Here is an 18,348-nt window from a genome sequence, read left to right on the forward strand (position 1 = left end):
ATTGTTCTCTCGAATCTTTTTTACTTGCTTCTTGCTTCGTATAATTGTATCTTTTGAGGCAAAACCATTATAGTAAAAGCATATTAAAGTGAAAAGGGGCCTTGATAATGACACTTTCTATAGATTATTCTTCAAAAGAGTATTTGACTAAAATAGATGCTTGGTGGCGTGCAGCTAATTACCTTTCTGTGGGGCAATTGTATTTAAAAAACAATCCGCTTTTGAGAACTCCGATGGAAGCAAAAGATTTGAAAGTTAATCCGATTGGACATTGGGGAACGATCCCAGGACAAAATATGATTTACGCTCATTTAAATAGAGTCATCAATAAGTATGATCTTAATATGTTTTTTATTGAGGGACCTGGTCACGGCGGTCAAGTAATGGTATCCAATTCTTATTTAGATGGCAGTTATAGCGAAATCTACCCTGCAATCACTCAAGATGAAGCTGGGATGCAAAAGTTGTTTAAGCAATTTTCTTTCCCAGGAGGAATCGGATCTCATGCAGCGCCTGAAACGCCTGGATCTATCCACGAAGGAGGAGAACTGGGGTATTCGTTGTCTCATGGAGTAGGAGCAATCTTAGACTACCCTGATGTGATTGCTGCTGTTACGATCGGAGACGGAGAAGCTGAGACGGGTGCTCTAGCAACTGCTTGGTTTTCAAATGTTTTTATCAACCCGGTGACTGATGGGGCAGTGCTTCCGATTTTGCATTTGAATGAATACAAAATTGCCAATCCTACTATTCTGTCTAGAAAGACAAATGAAGAACTAACGCAGTATTTCAAAGGATTAGGGTGGGATCCGATTTTTGTAGAAGGATCTGATCCAGGAAAAGTGCATCCTATGCTGGCAGAAAAAATGGATACGGCGATTGAAAAAATCCATTCTATCCAAGAAAAAGCTCGGAAAAAGGACGCTGCAGAAGCGGAAATAGGCGTGTGGCCGGTATTGATCGTTCGTACGCCAAAAGGCTGGACGGGTCCAGCCGAATGGGATTCCGAGCCGGTGGAAGGATCTTTCCGTTCACACCAAGTTCCGATTCCGGTCGACGCAGAACATACAGATCACTTGGATGCATTAACGAAATGGCTGCGGTCTTACCGTCCAGAAGAATTATTTGATGCCAACGGTACAGTATTGGATGAAATTAAAGAACTGGCTCCAAAAGGCAATAAACGAATGGCAGCAAATCCAATCACTAATGGGGGAATCGAACCTAAGCCGTTGACATTGCCTGATTGGGGAAAATATGCCTTAGATATCAAAGTACCTGGACAAGAGGATGCCCAGGACATGATGGAATTTGGAGGTTATGTACGCGACATCATTACAGCCAATCCAACTCATTTTCGCGCATTTAGTACAGATGAATTAAAGTCTAATCGTTTGAATCGAGTATTTGAAGTAACCAACCGGCAATGGTTAGAGACGGTTAAAGAACCGGAAGATGAATTCCAAGCAGCCAGCGGACGAGTGATTGATTCTCAGTTGTCAGAAAACCAAGCTGAAGGTTGGCTGGAAGGTTATACCTTAACCGGAAGACATGGTTTTTTCGTCAGTTATGAAGGTTTTTTACGAATTATCGATTCGATGTTGACCCAACATTTCAAATGGCTGCGTAAAGCTGATGAATTAAAATGGCGGAAAAAATATCCGTCTTTAAATATTATGGCTTCTTCAACCGTATTCCAACAAGATCATAATGGATATACTCACCAAGATCCTGGAATATTGACTCATTTAGCGGAGAAAAAAGTGGAATACATTCGAGAATATTTGCCAGCAGATGCCAATACACTACTAGCAGTAATGGACAAAGCTTTTCGATCATCACAAAAAATCAATTTGATCGTATCCAGTAAGCATCCCAGACCTCAATTTTACAACAAAGAAGAAGCAGAAGAGTTGGTCGAAAAAGGATTAAAAATCATTGATTGGGCAAGTAATGATGATGGAGAACCAGACGTTGTCGTCGCTACAGCAGGGACTGAACCGAATTTAGAAGGATTGGCTGCGGTATCGATTTTACGAGAACACTTTCCTAAATTGAAAATCCGCTTTATCAATGTCGTAGATCTATTGGTGTTGCGCAGTCAGAAAAAATCTCCACATGGATTAAGCGATAAAGCTTTTGATGAGTACTTTACTAAGGATACACCAATCGTATTTGCTTTCCATGGGTATGAAGGGGTGATTCGCAATATGTTCTTTGACCATAATAATCGAAATTTGACGGTTCACGGCTATAGAGAAAATGGTGATGTGACCACTCCGTTTGATATGCGAGTCGTTAATAAGATGGATCGCTTTAATTTAGCCAAATCGATTGCTTCAGTTGGTTTAGGATGGAAGTCTGACGGGTTCACGAAAGAGATGGATGATTTGCTGCAAAAACACCATGATTATATTCGTGAAGAAGGAAAAGATATCCCTGAAGTGACGGAATGGAAATGGAGCAATCAATAAACAACTAGTATGAAATAGCATCAAAAAGCTCACAGATAAAAGTGAGATTTTTGATGCTATTCTAAATTCCTATTTAGAGACTAGCTACTGAGGGATAAGTTCGATATAATAAACTGAAAAGACAAGGTATTTGAGAGAACATGAAGGAGTGTTAAGAGAATGATTGATCTGCATTGTCATATTTTGCCAGGCGTTGATGATGGCGCTAAAACGATCGAGGATTCGATGGACATGGCCAGAACAGCTGTGGAAGAAGGAATCACCCATATATTGGCAACCCCTCACTATAAAAATGGACATTGGGATATTGAGAAAAAAGATATTTTGCCGTTGGTAGAAGAAGTACAAGACGAGTTGGATGCTAGAGGGATTCCTTTGACGATTTTCCCTGGACAAGAGGTTCGGATAAATGGAGAACTCATGGAAGATATTGAGTTGGAAAAAGTTCAATTTATTGATGAAGGACAACAGTATGTGTTGATTGAATTTCCGACTCCATCTATACCGGCATATACGGAATCTTTATTTTTTGAATTGCAGCGTTCAGGCGTTACCCCGGTGATCGTTCATCCGGAACGTAATCATGCAGTGTTGAAAGATCCCAATGTGCTGCTGCCGTTTATTGAACGTGGTGCGTTAGCTCAATTGACAGCAGCCAGTTATACAGGCGGCTTTGGAAAAGAGATTCATCAAGTCAGCAAAAAATTGATTGATGCGGACTTGGTTCATTTCATTGCATCAGATGCACATAGTGTTTCTAAACGATCTTTCCATATGAAAACAGCTTTTGAAAAGTTGGAAAAAGAGTATGGTGCTCGTAAAGTAGAGCAATACCATCAAGTGACCAAAGACTTGATTAATGGAGATGTAGTTGTTCCTCCGACACCTTCAAAAACCAAACGCAGCAAATTGTTCGGATTATTTTAATGAACAAAAAAGTAGAGGCGCATATGCGCCTCTACTTTTTTGCTTAATTTGCTGTTACACTCAATGCGATACCTTTAGCGAAAGCTTGTTTTTTAAGCAGCTGTTTTGCATATTCAGCAGCTTCTGTTTCATTTAAAGAAGTAGTATCAAATTGCAATTGAATGCCTTGTTTTTAACGTATGTATAAGATGGATCATCATTCTTCTCTAAAAGAGTGATGATTTCTTTTTGCATGAATGGACTGGTTACTTTTATCATTTAAAAACCTCCTATATATGTTTTTATTTTAACCGTTTACATTTTCGGAATCAATCTATTTTATTAAATGGATTTCCCAACAATTGTTATAAGGTGCAGACTAAATGATAGAAACCTCGAGGTGTTTTTTCTGACTAGGAAAAAAAAGCTAAATTTAGTATACTGTAGGAGTGCATAAGAAATACGGATAAATTACAAAGAAAATTTATTATTACTTAGGAGGAATGAAATGAAAAAAGTTAGAAAAGCGATTATACCAGCAGCAGGGTTGGGAACAAGATTTTTACCTGCAACAAAAGCGATGGCAAAGGAGATGCTGCCAATCGTTGACAAACCCACTATCCAATTTATCGTAGAAGAAGCAATCGCTTCTGGGATCGAAGAAATCTTAGTGGTGACAGGTAAGAGCAAACGTTCTATCGAAGACCATTTTGATTCTAATATTGAATTGGAAGAAAATTTGAAAGAAAAAAACAAGTTGGAATTATTGAAGTTAGTAGAAGAAACAACGAAAATCAAATTGCACTTTATCCGTCAATCTTATCCAAAAGGTCTTGGCGATGCTGTATTGCACGCGAAAGCTTTTGTAGGAGATGAGCCGTTTGTGGTCATGCTTGGGGATGACTTGATGGAAGATGACGTACCATTGACGAAACAATTGATCGATGAGTACAATAAAAACAAAGCTTCAAATATTGCCGTTATGGAAGTGCCAAAAGAAGAAACATCTAAATACGGGATCATCAATCCTGAAAGACAAGTAGGTAAAAAATTATACAATGTCCGCAACTTTGTTGAAAAACCTAAACCAGAAGAAGCTCCAAGTAATTTAGCGATCATTGGTCGTTACCTACTGACACCGGAAATCTTCAATATACTGGAAACTCAAAAACCCGGTGCTGGAAATGAGATCCAATTAACGGATGCTATTGATAAGTTAAATACGACTCAACGTGTTTTTGCGCACGTCTTTACGGGTAAACGCTACGATGTAGGAGACAAATTCGGATTCATGCAAACAAGTATTCAATATGGATTGACACATCCTGAAATAAAAGATTCTTTAAGCCAGTACATTATTGACTTAGGAAAAGAATTAGAAGGCAAATCAAATAAAAGTAAATAATACATGAAAAAACAGTTGCTCATTTTATATTTGAGCAGTTGTTTTTTCATATTATTGTCGCAATTGGAAGGTTTCAGCTATGATATACTGCACATAAGTTAAAAACTGAGGTGTGATGAGATGCAAGTTCAAGCTAAGTGGAGAATTAAAATAATTTTACTCAGTATAGGATCAGTGTTATTGATTAGTGGAATCTTTTTGTTTAATGAAATGCAAACTAACCAGAAGCAAGCTCAGTTGACGGCTGATTATATGACTTCAGATGTCTATCAACGGGAGAGTATCCGAGACCGTGCCGAATTTGTTACGCAAAGAGATGGAAAAATGGATATTGTTGTCTTAGGCAGCAGTGTAACAAAAGGATTAGGTGCTACTGAAAATCAGCCGGTTTGGGGTAAGTTGCTAGAACGTTATTTGAACGCTCATAATAACATTCAAGTATCTGTGCAAAATCATGGATACAATGGATACAGTACATCAGATTTAATAAAAGAAAAAAAAATCCAGCCCATATTAGAAGCTGAACCGGATTTGATTCTATTTGAATTGTGCTTGATCAATAATAATCGATACCCACAAAATCCATTGGTGCAGACTACAACAGATATCAAATGGATCATGGAGATATTTGCTAGAGAGATTCCGGATACGATGGTTATTTTTACTACCGCTAATCCTACAATATTTAATGATGTTCTGTTGGCGGATGGAAAACTCACTTATGATCAATACAACAAATCAGTCAGTGCATTTGTAGAAGAACAAAATTGGCCTTTGATCGATATTTACGAATTAATGACGGAAGAACTAAATAAACAACATAAACCAGTCGAAGAGATCTTAGTAGATCATGTTCATCCTAATGGAGACGGGTATCAATTGTGGTTTGATGTGATGCAAGAAAAGTTATTTGTTCCTGTAAGTGGGTTATAGAAAGTTAGGATAGAGCATATAAGTTGCGATCTCAAACGAAATTCCTTATTATGTTAGTGTATTAAAAATAGTGTACTAAAAAACTTTTAGGAGGCTAATGATGAATCAAAAATTTGATGAATTGAAACAGAAGCTTAAAAGTGTTGATAAAGCGCAGATTGGTGATTTGATGAAAGATTTTGAACGGGCTAAAGATGACGGGAAAATCAACGAAAAAGAACGCCAAGAACTGATGGATGCAGCAAAAAACGCAATAGGTGAAAAAGATAATTCTAAAGGATTTGGCCTCTAAATTGAATAAAAAAATAAAACTTAGATGTGTCTGAATACAGACCTGTCTAAGTTTTTTTATGGTTGAAAATAAAATAATGTCTGCTCAGGGCGTTATTGTTTAGCAATTGGAAAGAATAACGTATAATATAATTAGAATAAAAAATCATCATATTATAGAAAAGAGGAATTCGTATGACAAAAGTTGGTTCATTCCTAAAAGGAGCTTTAATTGGTGCTGCAATAGGACTGTTATATGCTCCAAAATCAGGTAAAGAATTACGAGCAGAATTGATGCGAAAGAAAGAAGATGCAAGAGATAGAGCTATGGATTACACAAACATGGCTAAAGAAAAAGGCGCAGATTTGCAGCAAGTTGCAAAAGATACTTCAGATGACATTAAAGTAACATTAAAACAAGGATTTGAAGATGTAAAAGGTCAAGTTCAAGAAACTGCTGAACAAGTCAAAAGCGATGCTGGTGACGTAGCAGATACTGCAAAAGCAACAGCTGAAGAAGCAAAACAAAAAGCTGAGGCTGGTAAAGCAGAAGCTGACAAAACTGAAGAAGTAGAAAAACCTTAATTTTAGTAGACAGTAGATATTGAGGGGTTCAGGTGTTGTATACATGGAAGAATGAGAGGGGGAATTGAAGTGGGTCTTGCTATAGGAATAGTTTTGGTGCTGTTAGCTGCTGGTCTGATTTTTTTGAATTTAGATTCTATGGTTATGCTGAACTTAGGTTTTACTGAATTGAATTTGCCGTTATGGGCGATCATGACAGGTTTATTAGTAGCTGGTTTAATTGCTGGTTGGTTGATCATGCTCTCGAAAGAAAAGAAAAGCAAAGAAAAGTTACATGAAAAAGATGAGAGGCTGAGAGATCATGAAGACAAAATTCGGATTGCTGATAAAACTAAAGAAGAGGCTGTAGATCAAACAAAAAAAGAAACACAATCAGATTTGATCAAGAAAAATGCTGAAATTGAAGGATTAAAACAACAAGTCCATAGTCTGGAACAAGAATTGAACAAACAATTTCCGAACAATACTGCTGAACATTCAAAGACATCGTCAAAATCTTCTGAAACTCCCGGTACACAAACTGAAAAAAATATCAAAGAAGTACAAGTTGAGCCATATAATGAGAAAAAGAATAAATAAATCTTTCGCTAACAAGTATTTTAATATATAGACAAAAAAAAGTGAGGCGCATGCCTCACTTTTTTATTTGCTTATATTGCTTTTAAGGTTTATTGGTTAAATCATCATCATTATCTACAGTGACATCACCTTGAGTATCCACATCTAAGTCTTCTTTTCGTACTGTTTCGGAAACTTCTTTAGTATCTTCTTTAGTTTCCTTATTGATGACAACTTCATCTGTCACAACAGGACGTTTAGTTACTTCGATTTGTTCTTCTGTAATTGGAATAGTGATCTCTTCATCACTGATAGTTCCGTCAACAGGCTCATTTCCAGTAACTGGGTGTCTTTCAATCGTTACTTCTTCGTGTTGAACTGGTACTTCAACCGTTTTTGTTTCTTCTGTAACATTCTTTTTAACGTGGACTTCACCAGTTTGTACTTCGTTGGTATCTACATCCAATCTTTCTTCTTGAAGAGTAATTCTTTCTTCATCTATTACAGAAGGATCTGTCGTTAGAGTCGGGTCGCCCGTATTATCCATATCGTTGTTCAAGGTATCATCATCCGTTCCAAGATCTGGAGCAGGATCTATTGGTTCGTCTGCTCTGGGAGCTGGTGTAGGATCCACTATACTATCACCTGGTAATGGAGAAATTCCTTCACCTGGAACCGGAGTAGGGTCAACGATTGGAGGAACTGCACTAGGGTTAGATGTATCTAAAGTATCCCCGTCTGTATACGTGGTTTCAACTGCAGTTCGATCGATATCAGGATTTTCTTCTACTAATACAACAATGTTGCCATTGTCAATATCATCTTTGTAATTGTATAATACATCTTCGTCGCGGTTATAATCAGGAGAATCGTGAGATGAATCATCATAAGAGTCTACTGTAAAGACATCTTTGATTTTGTCCCACATCGACTTATCATCGTTGCCAGTATCTCCAGTGTTTGTTTCATCATAATCTGTTGTAACCTCTACATCAGTATTAAGAGAAATTGAATCTTTCACCGATGGGTTGGTCACTAATGTGATGTCTGTTTCAGAATACCCTTGAGAAACTAGGACGTCAATTGCTTTCTGTGCTTCTTCTATAGATAGATAACTTCCTTCTACAAACTTGCTCATAATTAATTTCCTCCTTTTATTCTGCTTGGTTTCTTGATACAAAGTCATTGTACAAACTTTTGTCATATTTGGCTAATGATATGTTTATAGAGTGATTAGGTCAAACACCAGAATCGTATAAGCCTTGTCGTGTCAGTAATTTAAACTGATCAATGGAAAATAAAAATATTTTTATTCTACTTTATGAAAAAATTTCCTTAATTTAAATGTTGACGAAAACATTTTCGTAACGTAGAATAAGTTCAAGAAGTTTATAAAAGCACTTACAAAACGGAGGAGTAAGAAATGAAAAACAAATTTTTTGAACGGGCTCAGCAATTTGGGAAATCTTTTATGTTGCCGATTGCGATTTTGCCTGCAGCTGGTTTATTGTTAGGAATTGGAGGTGCTTTGTCCAATCCGAATACTATTGGAGCGTATCCTATATTGGATGTAGCGTGGTTGCAGAGTATTTTCACGATTATGAGCAGTGCAGGGAATATTGTATTTGCTAATCTGCCAGTAATCTTTGCAGTCGGTCTGGCAATTGGTTTAGCGAAATCTGATAAAGGTACAGCAGCGTTAGCATCATTAATCGGTTACTTGGTAATGAACGCTACGATGAATGCAATTTTGGTACTCACAGGCAAATTAGCTGCAGATAATTTAGCAGCTGCAGGACAAGGTATGACATTGGGGATCCAAACTTTAGAGTCTGGTGTATTTGGGGGTATCGTAGTTGGGATTCTTGCAAGCTGGTTGCACAATCGTTACAATAAAATTGAATTGCCGCAATACTTAGGGTTCTTCGGCGGTTCTCGATTTGTGCCGATTGTGACTTCGTTTGCAGCTATTTTATTAGGTGTAGTAATGTACTTTGTATGGCCTCTATTTCAAAATGTGATTGCTGGAGTAGGAGATGTGGTAAATGCTACTGGTTATGTAGGAACGCTATTATACGGATTTATCTTAAGAATGCTTGGACCACTTGGTTTGCACCACATTTTCTATTTACCATTTTGGCAAACAGCTGTCGGCGGATCGCTAGAAGTGGGAGGAGAAATTGTTCAAGGAACTCAAAATATTTTCTTTGCTCAATTAGGCGACCCAAGTACGACAGAATTTTTTGCAGGAACATCACGCTTTATGTCAGGTCGTTTTATTACTATGATGTTTGGATTGATCGGAGCTGCATTTGCAATTTATAAAACAGCAAAACCAGAAAATAAAAAAGTTGTGGGCGGGTTGATGTTATCTGCAGCTCTAACTTCTTTCTTAACTGGAATTACTGAACCATTGGAATTCTCGTTCTTATTTGTAGCTCCGGTATTGTATGTCGTTCATGCTGCATTCGATGGATTTGCTTTTATGTTCGCACACATTTTTGACATTACTATTGGACAAACGTTTTCTGGCGGGTTCATTGATTTTATTTTATTCGGAGTGCTGCAGGGTAATGCTCGCACGAACTGGTTATTAGTTCTTCCAATTGGAATAGCTTGGTTCTTCTTGTATTACTTTACATTCACGTTCTTGATTCGCAAATTCAATTTTAAAACTCCAGGTAGAGAAGAGAAATTAGCAGCAACCCCTACAGGAACTACAGTAAAAGAAGGTAGAGCTGTAAATATTATCGAAGCCTTAGGTGGAAAAAATAATTTGGTGGATGTAGACAACTGCGCTACTCGTTTGCGTGTAACTGTAAAAGATGGATCTCTAGTCAACAAAGAGTCGTTAAAAGCTACAGGGAGCAGTGGAGTGTTGGTCAAAGGAAACGGGATTCAAGTTGTATACGGTCCGCAAGTTTCTGTTATTAAAAATGAAGTTGAAGAAGTATTGGAGGAATATGAAGGATGAAAATGATTGATCAAGTAAAAGGCGGATTGATCGTCTCTTGCCAAGCTTTGCCAGACGAGCCGTTGCATAGTTCTTACATTATGGGGCGTATGGCTGTAGCTGCTGAGCAAGGCGGGGCAGTAGGTATTCGTGCCAATACAAGAGAAGATATTATTGAAATCAAGAAAAATACAGAGTTGCCGCTCATTGGAATTGTTAAACGCGACTATGACGATTCACCTGTTTTTATTACAGCTACGATGAAAGAAATTGATGAGTTGATGGAATCTGGTTGTGAAATGATCGCTTTAGACGCTACCGATCGTATCCGTCCAAACGGACAAACATTGCAAGAGTTCGTCTCAGCAATACGCGAGAAGTATGGAGACATCCAGTTGATGGCTGACTGTTCAACAGTTGAAGAAGTGTTTGAAGCTGAGAGATTGGGCTTTGATGTGGTTTCTACTACATTAATGGGATACACAGAAGCTTCTAAAGGACACGACATTGCTGAAGATGATTTTGCACGACTAAAAGAAGTTTTAGCTCATGTAAAAGCACCCGTTATTGCAGAAGGAAATGTCAATACTCCTGAAAAAGCAAAACGTTGCCTAGAGTTAGGCGTAACCTCTGTAGTAGTGGGAAGTGCGATCACACGACCACAACTTATTACGAAGACATTTGTAGAAGGTATGAATTAGATGACTTAAATAAGAGCTCTTACTTTTGTGGGAGCTCTTATTTTTTGCGAGAGGAAACCTATTAGTCGGGTGAGTCAGTTAGTCAGGTTCACTTGACTAATAGAGATGGTCTATTAATCAAGTGAACGAACTTGTGGTGCTCACTTGACTAATAGAAGGAGCCTATTGATCAAGTGACCACAATTTTCAGCTTCACTTGATCAATAGAAATAGAAAATTCAGCTAAATGAATAATTTCGCAGCACCTTCACTCAGCAAAAGAAGCTCGCCTATTGTAGGCGAGCTTCTTTTTATGTATTATTTCAATTTTAAAGCTTGCAGAGTTTTGTTTCTGTTATCTAAGTAAACAGGATTTTTTAACAGAGAGTAGCAAAGAATATCTAAAATAAAAATAATCGAAATTTGGCTATTGATGAAATGTTCGTCTGTAATGTATTGATTTTCAGAAGTGAACAACACACCATCAGAAATCTCTGTAAGAGGAGTGTGGTTGCGATTCGTTATTGTAAATACAGGCGCCTTAACCTTATTCGCTACTTTTCCCGCTTCGATGACAGATTGAGAAGTTCCTGAATTGGAGATGCCGATAAAGAGATCATCTTGATCCAATAATGATGCACTCATCAGCATCTTATGAGGATCTAAAGCTACATCAGCATTCAAACCCATCCGGATCAATCGGCTTTTCAACTCTTCAGCGCTCAGTCCAGAGCTGCCTAGCCCGCAGATCAAAATTTTGTTAGCTTGATCAATTATTTTTACTAAAGCTCTTAATTGGGTAATATCCATCAGTTCAGTAGAAGATTGGATCAATTGACTATAATAAGAAGCAATCGTTTCAGGAACTTCCAATTTTTCATGTTGCTCCGTGTTCAATTCTTGAGCGACGAAAGTTTTAAACTCAGCAAAACTAGTGTACCCAACCTTATGACAAAATCGGGAAATAGTTGAAATTGAGGAATCTGTTAATTTTGCAAGGTCTTTGATATTCCAATGCGTGATCTCTGGCAAATGTTTAGAAATAAATTCTGCTATACTCCGTTCTTTCTTAGAAAGCAAAGAATAGTTTTGTGATATTCGATTGGAAAAATTTAGATTCTGCATAAGTCATCCTCCAAAAATGTAAATGTCTTTACTAATAGTATACCACTCTAAGAGAAAAAATTAAGAGATTCTTTGCCAGAGGAAGCACCAATCAAAAAAGTATTTTATTCCAGATACACCAAAAGCAAGGTAAGAAATGATCCTTACCTTGCTTTTCATTGAGTTGATTATTCTACTGTAACGCTTTTAGCTAAGTTTCTTGGTTTATCAACATCATTGCCGCGGTGCAAACTAGTATAGTAAGCAATCAATTGAGTTGGGATGACGCTCACTAATGGAGTCAGCAATTCATGGACTTTCGGCAATACATAAGCATCTTCTGGTTGATTTAAACCGTCCATCGAAATGATCATACTGTGTGCTCCACGAGAAATAACTTCGTGCGCATTTCCACGAGTGTGTCCCGCTGTTTTTTTGTCTGTGATGATAGAAATAACCGGAGTATTGTCTTCAATCAAGGCAATCGTTCCATGTTTCAATTCCCCAGCAGCGAAACCTTCCGTTTGAACGTAAGAAACTTCCTTCAATTTCAATGAAGCTTCCATAACTAAGTAATAGTCGATTCCACGTCCAATGTAGAAGGCGTTACGGCTTGTGCTTAAATGAGTCAATGATAACTGTTCAAAGATTTCTTTGTCATCGATGACTGATTCAATAGCTGAGGCTACGATAGCTAATTCATGAACGACATCAATCTCTACAGGTAAACCTTTTGCTTTTGCAGCCAATTCAGCTAAGATAGACATGACAGCGATTTGAGCTGTATAAGCTTTTGTAGAAGCTACGGCAATTTCTGGACCAGCGTGCAGCAGCAATGTGAATTGAGCTTCACGAGAAAGAGTAGAACCAGGTACGTTTGTCAATGTAAGAGACGGATAACCCATTTCGTTCACTTGAACCAACACTTGACGGCTGTCAGCAGTTTCTCCACTTTGAGACAAGAATATGAAGAATGGTTTTTCAGTCAACAATGGCATGTTGTATCCAAATTCGCTGGATAAGTGTACTTCGGTTGGGATGCCGGTAGTTTTTTCAAGTAATTGTTTACCTACCCAACCGGCATTATAACTTGTACCGCAAGCAACGATGTAAATGCGGTCACTAGATAAAATAGAATCTAAGATCTCTGGATCCATTTCTAATTTGCCTTGGTCATTTTGGTAGTTTTGGATGATTTTACGCATAACAGCTGGCTGCTCGTCGATTTCTTTAGCCATATAGTATGGGTAAGTACCTTTGCCTAAATCGTTAGCATCTAAGTGTGCTGTATAAGGAGCACGATCAATAAGGTCTCCAGCTAAAGTTTCAATTTGAATGCCTTCTTGTGACAACGTAGCTACTTCACCGTCCATCAGCTCGATGAATTGATTAGTTTCTCTGATCATAGCCATTGCATCACTACAAATCACATTAAATCCGTCACCAGTACCTAACAATAGAGGACTTTTGTTTTTTGCTGCATAAATGACATCTGGATTTTCGTTATCTACTAAAGCAAGCGCGTAAGAACCTTTTAAAGCAACGATAGCTTTTTTGAAAGCATCCATCGTATCTAATTCTTCAGACTCAGCAAACCAAGCAATCAATTGCACAATGATTTCAGTATCTGTGTCGCTGTGCAGTTCAACGTCTTGCAAATAAGCATCGCGCACTTCTGTAAAGTTTTCAATTACTCCATTGTGAACAATAGAAAAACGACCGCTGTTCGATTGGTGAGGATGAGCATTGTCTACACTAGGAGCTCCATGAGTTGCCCACCGTGTATGACCAATTCCTGAAAAAGCAGCTACAGATGGATCGACCTTATCGCGTAAAGCAGCAATACGACCTTTTTCTTTAAACAAATGACCTTTTTGGCTGTCATCCATCACATAGATTCCTGCTGAATCATAACCTCGATACTCTAAAGTATCTAAACCATGTAATAAAATTTCTTTTGCGTCTTTATTTCCGATATACCCAACGATTCCGCACATATACTATTCCAACTTTCTGTTTTGTAATTTTTTAAATAAAATTTTATAGTGTAGTAGTTGCTGGACCTGCATCTGACCAAATATAATATAAAAATAAATTGGTATAGACAACGAAAAGAGGTGTAACAACAAGAACAGTTACATAATATAGCACTAAAAAATAGAAGTCAACAATTTTTCTTTTTTATTTTAAAATTGGTATAGATGATTAATAGAAGGAGGTGAAGCAGTACTTCTAGATTAGGATATATAAAGGGAGGAGTGCTGACAGACAAACAGACAACTTTGTCACAACTAGTCTTGCCAATGATGGCGCTAGGTTTTGTTGAAAGCGTGTTCAGTGTTTAGTAAAGTAAAGATAAGAAAAAAACATTTTAAGGAGGAGTTATCGTGGAACAAACGTTATCAAAGTCAAAATCAGGAGGCAAGTCGTCTATTCAAAAATTTGGGACTGCTTTGAGTGGAATGGTTATGCCGAATATCGGTGCTTTTATTGCTTGGGGTATTATTACAGCTTTATTTATTCCGGATGGTTATCTGCCTAATGAAGAGTTAGGTTCGATTGTTGGACCAATGTTGTCTTATTTATTGCCAACATTGATTGCTTATCAAGGAGGTTATAACGTTTACGGGCAACGTGGGGCAGTTGTTGGATCAATTGCTACTTTCGGGGTTATTATGGGGTCAGAAGTTCCTATGCTGATTGGAGCTATGGCTCTTGGACCTTTAGGCGGATTCTTGATCAAAAAATTTGACCAAGCTTTTGGCGATAAAATCAAAACTGGTCTAGAGATGTTAGTCAACAACTTCTCCAGTGGGATCATCGGATTTATTTTAGCCATTATTGCGTTTTATATTGTAGGACCTTTCGTTCAAACATTAACGGATGTTATGGGTCAAGGTGTTGATTGGATCATGAACGCTGGATTGCTTCCGCTAGCTAATATTTTTATCGAGCCAGCTAAGATATTATTCTTAAATAATGCAATCAATCATGGCATCCTGACACCACTTGGTATCGAACAAGCCGCCGAGACTGGAAAGTCTATTTTATTCTTATTAGAAGCAAACCCTGGTCCTGGCTTAGGGATTCTTGTTGCTTATATGTTTTTTGGGAAAGGGGCAGCTAAATCATCTGCAGTAGGTGCATCAGTGATTCACTTCGTTGGTGGGATCCATGAAATATACTTCCCTTATGTATTGATGAATCCACTTTTATTCTTAGCCGCTATTGCTGGCGGTATTGCAGGAACATTTACAAATGTGTTAATGGGTTCAGGTTTAGTAGCCGCTGCATCTCCAGGTTCTATTTTTGCAATTTTAAGTATGGCAGCTAGAGGAACTCATTTAGGTGTTATTTTAGGCGTATTAGCTGGTGCTGCAGTTTCATTTGCAGTAGCTGCCTTGATTTTAAAAACATCTAAAGCAAAAGAGTCAGATGAAGATTTCGAATCAAAAATACAGGAATCTCAAAATCTTAAATCACAATCAAAAGGACAAACAGTTGTAGCTCCAACTCCAGTGATGGCTGGTGAGACAGCAGGCAGTCAAAATGTTTCAAAAATCATTTTTGCTTGTGACGCAGGTATGGGTTCTAGTGCAATGGGAGCATCGTTATTGCGTAAGAAGGTTAAAGAAGCAGGTATTGATGTACCAGTGACAAATTCATCTATCAGCAATCTGACTAATGAAGATGGTCTATTGATTATTACTCAAAAAGAATTGGCAGAACGAGCTTCACAAAAAACACCAAGTGCAGTACACGTCTCTGTAGATAACTTTTTAAACAGTCCAAAATACGATGAAGTCATCAATCGATTAAAAAATCAATAAAAGAATTCCTGAATAGCAAAATGAGGAAAGTGGTGTAAAGAAATTTACATCGCTTTCTTGTTCATTCAAACGCTAAATCCTTTTAGAAGGGAGGAACAGCATGTATCTGTCCAATCGAGAAAAGAAATTGGTGACCATTTTGTTGGAACAGCCCAACGGAGTCACTATAGATTATTTAAGCGAAAAATTAGACGTCAGTAATCGAACGACTTACCGAGTGATTTCAAGCTTAGAAAGTACATTAGCTCAGTTTCAAATCAAATTGATGCGAGAGAGCAAAGGCTATTGTTTAGTCGGAAAAGAGATCTTTTTAGAAAAATTGAAAGAACAACTCAATAGTCCTATAGATGAACTTTCAGTTCAACAACGTCAAAGTAAGCTGATCATTATTTTGTTAATGGAAAAAGAAGAACAGAAAATGGAATCGTTAGCTATGAATCTAGCGGTCAGTGTCGGGACAATCCAAAGCGATTTAGTATCGATAGAGGAACTATTCAAAGAATATGATATTCAAGTGTTGAGAAAAAAAGCTAAAGGAATTTCAGTTAGAGCGTCTGAAAGCAGCCGCCGATTGATTATCAGCGGGTTGATCACCAGTGAAGTCAACGAGTACGATTTTTTCGGATTATTTGATAAAAACAATGACTTGATCCCAGAACGTTGGGAACGGGCGAACAATCCATTTTTATATGAGTTGAATGACGCTGATTTAGAATATGCATACAGAGAGCTGAAGCAGCTGGAAAATTTTGAAATTGAACAAATTACTGATAGACAATTCCAAAGACTGGTTACCTTGCTGTCAGTTTCAATTACCAGAATGACCAGCGGATATGTATTGGATAGAATTCAATACAGCATTCAAAAACCTATACAAAATACTCAAGATAGTCAACGAAAAGCGAAGACTATTTTGCAAAGTTTCCAATCGGTTTACCAGATACACTCTATTCCCGAAGAAGAATACGAATTTTTGGCCTTGCAGATTCAAGGGCTGAACGTACCGCTGAAAAATGAATTCTATGAAGATTTTGATGTCAATTTAGGGTATAAAGTGCGGGAATTGATCCGGTTAGTCTCAAAAGATTTAGGTTGGGATTTTCATTTAGATGAAACGCTGTTTCAAGATTTGTTGCAACACGTTTCTGCAGCATTGAACCGAGCGCAAGCTCCAATGCCGGAAAGCAATAATCCTCTGTTGTATAAAATCATTGAAGAATACGAAGATATTAGTTACTCAGTACAAGAAAATTTGAAAACGATATTTCCGAACATCTCTTTTCTATCAAATGAATTAGTATATATAGTGATCCATTTTGCATCGGCTTATGAGCGTAACCCACGCACGGAGTCCTTATCAGTATTAGTCATTTGTTCGAGTGGAGTAGGAACGGCAAAAATACTGGAAAGTCGATTGCGCAAGAATATTCCCGAAATCACAGAAATAAAGATCTCTCAAATTTCACAGTTGAATAATGTGGATTATGAGGAATATGACTTGATACTATCGACTGTATTTCTTCAAGGTTTTGAGACGGAGTATAAAGTAGTAACGCCATTGTTGATGGATGATGAAGTGAAAAGTATCAAATTATACACTAGACAAATATTGGCAGAAAAGAAAACAAAAAAAGTTTTGCAAGATCAATTGTATTCTCAAAATCATTCTGAAGAAAACAGTTTTAAAACATTTTTTGAAAAATTATCAGAAGCCAATACCATTTTAGACAACTTTGATTTGGTGTCCATCGAACCTGGTTTAAGCCTCGAGGAGAGTCTGGAATTGATTTGCCGAAAGCTTGAAGGAGACGTGTTACTGGACGCCGAAAAAGTACGGAAAAAACTGATTAAGCGAATGGAACTAGCTCCTATTGGACTTCCTGGTTCTAACATGGCGTTATTCCATTGTATCGATGAAACAATTCCTAAACCTTACTTCGCTATATTTGAACTGACTGATTGGCTTGAAGTCCAGGCTATGGATAAAAAAGATATCCAGATGAAACGGATTTTACTTATGTTGGGACCTGATCCGTTAAGTGAACAACTGCAAGATGTTCTAGGATCCATTAGTGCCGCGATTATTGAAAGTTCATTCAAAATGGAGCTGTTCAATACTGGCTCTAAAGAAATGATCAGTCATTTTTTGAATCAGCTGTATCTGGGAAAAATCAAAAATTAATGTCAATACAATAAAGGAGAATGAGTTATGAGTATTTTAAACGAATCAAATATTTTATTGAATCAAACTATCGTGAGTAAAGAAGAGGCGATAAAAGCCGCAGGAACATTATTGGTAGAAGGCGGGTATGTCGACGAAGAATATATTCCTTCAATGTTAGAGAGAGAACAGACAGTGTCCACTTATATGGGGAATTTTATTGCGATCCCTCATGGAACAGATGATTCAAAAACAGCCATCAAAAAATCTGGGATTTCCATCGTGCAAATACCGAATGGAGTCGACTTCAGCAATGATGAAGAAGAAAAACTGGTTACCGTAGTATTTGGTATTGCTGGAGTAGGTGATGAGCACTTAGACATCTTATCCCAAATTGCTGTTTACTGTTCTGAAATCGACAATGTTGTTAAATTAGCCGACGCAAATTCTGAAAGTGAAATCGTTCAATTGTTGGGAGGAATCGACTAA

The 18,348-nt window shown here is 37.6% G+C and carries 15 protein-coding genes; 12 read left to right on the top strand and 3 right to left on the bottom strand.

The window, feature by feature from the left end:
* The first annotated feature begins 119 nt into the window (after positions 1-119).
* From ACE025_RS05820 to ACE025_RS05850, 7 genes are all read left to right on the top strand, one after another.
* A complete protein-coding gene (locus ACE025_RS05820; protein ID WP_485938514.1) occupies positions 120-2,474 on the top strand; it encodes a phosphoketolase family protein in 2,355 nt (784 codons plus the stop codon).
* A gap of 159 nt (positions 2,475-2,633) precedes the next feature.
* Positions 2,634-3,401 (top strand): tyrosine-protein phosphatase, encoded by a 768-nt coding sequence (locus ACE025_RS05825; RefSeq protein ID WP_485938386.1) that lies wholly within the window; start codon positions 2,634-2,636, stop codon positions 3,399-3,401.
* A gap of 487 nt (positions 3,402-3,888) precedes the next feature.
* Positions 3,889-4,785, top strand: coding sequence for a UTP--glucose-1-phosphate uridylyltransferase GalU (gene galU / locus ACE025_RS05830; protein ID WP_350469867.1), 897 nt, complete (start codon positions 3,889-3,891; stop codon positions 4,783-4,785).
* Positions 4,786-4,965: 180 nt separating this feature from the next.
* Positions 4,966-5,718 (top strand): SGNH/GDSL hydrolase family protein, encoded by a 753-nt coding sequence (locus ACE025_RS05835; RefSeq protein WP_485938389.1) that lies wholly within the window; start codon positions 4,966-4,968, stop codon positions 5,716-5,718.
* 100 nt (positions 5,719-5,818) lie between these two features.
* Positions 5,819-6,010 carry a hypothetical protein gene (locus ACE025_RS05840; protein WP_485938391.1) on the top strand — a complete coding sequence of 64 codons (192 nt, stop codon included), beginning with the start codon at positions 5,819-5,821 and terminating at the stop codon, positions 6,008-6,010.
* 173 nt (positions 6,011-6,183) lie between these two features.
* Positions 6,184-6,573, top strand: a complete 390-nt coding sequence (locus ACE025_RS05845; RefSeq protein WP_485938393.1) for a YtxH domain-containing protein — start codon at positions 6,184-6,186, stop codon at positions 6,571-6,573.
* 69 nt (positions 6,574-6,642) lie between these two features.
* Positions 6,643-7,152, top strand: coding sequence for a lipopolysaccharide assembly protein LapA domain-containing protein (locus ACE025_RS05850; RefSeq protein ID WP_485938395.1), 510 nt, complete (start codon positions 6,643-6,645; stop codon positions 7,150-7,152).
* Positions 7,153-7,234: 82 nt separating this feature from the next.
* On the opposite strand, the gene ACE025_RS05855 is transcribed toward ACE025_RS05850, so the two are convergent.
* Positions 7,235-8,269, bottom strand: a complete 1,035-nt coding sequence (locus ACE025_RS05855) for a YsnF/AvaK domain-containing protein (RefSeq protein WP_485938397.1) — start codon at positions 8,267-8,269, stop codon at positions 7,235-7,237.
* 285 nt (positions 8,270-8,554) lie between these two features.
* Here ACE025_RS05855 and ptsG point away from each other — a divergent pair, with 285 nt between their 5' ends.
* Both ptsG and ACE025_RS05865 read left to right on the top strand, forming a co-directional pair.
* Positions 8,555-10,105 (top strand): glucose-specific PTS transporter subunit IIBC, encoded by a 1,551-nt coding sequence (gene ptsG / locus ACE025_RS05860; RefSeq protein WP_485938399.1) that lies wholly within the window; start codon positions 8,555-8,557, stop codon positions 10,103-10,105.
* A gap of 2 nt (positions 10,106-10,107) precedes the next feature.
* Positions 10,108-10,785: an N-acetylmannosamine-6-phosphate 2-epimerase gene (locus tag ACE025_RS05865; protein ID WP_485938516.1), complete on the top strand. Its 678-nt coding sequence runs from the start codon at positions 10,108-10,110 to the stop codon at positions 10,783-10,785.
* A 297-nt stretch (positions 10,786-11,082) separates the two neighbouring features.
* Here the strand turns inward: ACE025_RS05865 and ACE025_RS05870 are convergent, their stop codons facing one another.
* Together ACE025_RS05870 and glmS are read right to left on the bottom strand one after the other, a co-directional pair.
* Positions 11,083-11,889 carry a MurR/RpiR family transcriptional regulator gene (locus tag ACE025_RS05870; protein ID WP_485938401.1) on the bottom strand — a complete coding sequence of 269 codons (807 nt, stop codon included), beginning with the start codon at positions 11,887-11,889 and terminating at the stop codon, positions 11,083-11,085.
* A gap of 167 nt (positions 11,890-12,056) precedes the next feature.
* The gene (glmS, locus tag ACE025_RS05875; RefSeq protein ID WP_485938403.1) at positions 12,057-13,865 is read right to left on the bottom strand and encodes a glutamine--fructose-6-phosphate transaminase (isomerizing); all 1,809 of its coding nucleotides are present in this window, start codon (positions 13,863-13,865) and stop codon (positions 12,057-12,059) included.
* A 390-nt stretch (positions 13,866-14,255) separates the two neighbouring features.
* Between glmS and ACE025_RS05880 the strand changes: the two genes are divergently transcribed.
* From ACE025_RS05880 to ACE025_RS05890, 3 genes are all read left to right on the top strand, one after another.
* Positions 14,256-15,698, top strand: coding sequence for a PTS mannitol transporter subunit IIBC (locus tag ACE025_RS05880; protein ID WP_485938405.1), 1,443 nt, complete (start codon positions 14,256-14,258; stop codon positions 15,696-15,698).
* A gap of 100 nt (positions 15,699-15,798) precedes the next feature.
* Positions 15,799-17,880 carry a BglG family transcription antiterminator gene (locus ACE025_RS05885; protein ID WP_485938407.1) on the top strand — a complete coding sequence of 694 codons (2,082 nt, stop codon included), beginning with the start codon at positions 15,799-15,801 and terminating at the stop codon, positions 17,878-17,880.
* Between the two features lie 27 nt (positions 17,881-17,907).
* Positions 17,908-18,348, top strand: coding sequence for a PTS mannitol transporter subunit IIA (locus ACE025_RS05890; RefSeq protein ID WP_485938409.1), 441 nt, complete (start codon positions 17,908-17,910; stop codon positions 18,346-18,348).

It is taken from the genome of Desemzia sp. AGC72 (genome assembly GCF_057334175.1).

What these genes read in the sequence shown, in the direction of transcription:
- ACE025_RS05825 (WP_485938386.1), top strand. Translation starts at nt 2,634, where the DNA reads ATGATTGATCTGCATTGTCATATTTTGCCAGGCGTTGATGATGGCGCT.
- galU (WP_350469867.1), top strand. Translation starts at nt 3,889, where the DNA reads ATGAAAAAAGTTAGAAAAGCGATTATACCAGCAGCAGGGTTGGGAACA.
- ACE025_RS05840 (WP_485938391.1), top strand. Translation starts at nt 5,819, where the DNA reads ATGAATCAAAAATTTGATGAATTGAAACAGAAGCTTAAAAGTGTTGAT.
- ACE025_RS05845 (WP_485938393.1), top strand. Translation starts at nt 6,184, where the DNA reads ATGACAAAAGTTGGTTCATTCCTAAAAGGAGCTTTAATTGGTGCTGCA.
- ACE025_RS05855 (WP_485938397.1), bottom strand. Translation starts at nt 8,269, where the DNA reads ATGAGCAAGTTTGTAGAAGGAAGTTATCTATCTATAGAAGAAGCACAG.
- ptsG (WP_485938399.1), top strand. Translation starts at nt 8,555, where the DNA reads ATGAAAAACAAATTTTTTGAACGGGCTCAGCAATTTGGGAAATCTTTT.
- ACE025_RS05865 (WP_485938516.1), top strand. Translation starts at nt 10,108, where the DNA reads ATGATTGATCAAGTAAAAGGCGGATTGATCGTCTCTTGCCAAGCTTTG.
- ACE025_RS05870 (WP_485938401.1), bottom strand. Translation starts at nt 11,889, where the DNA reads ATGCAGAATCTAAATTTTTCCAATCGAATATCACAAAACTATTCTTTG.
- glmS (WP_485938403.1), bottom strand. Translation starts at nt 13,865, where the DNA reads ATGTGCGGAATCGTTGGGTATATCGGAAATAAAGACGCAAAAGAAATT.
- ACE025_RS05885 (WP_485938407.1), top strand. Translation starts at nt 15,799, where the DNA reads ATGTATCTGTCCAATCGAGAAAAGAAATTGGTGACCATTTTGTTGGAA.
- ACE025_RS05890 (WP_485938409.1), top strand. Translation starts at nt 17,908, where the DNA reads ATGAGTATTTTAAACGAATCAAATATTTTATTGAATCAAACTATCGTG.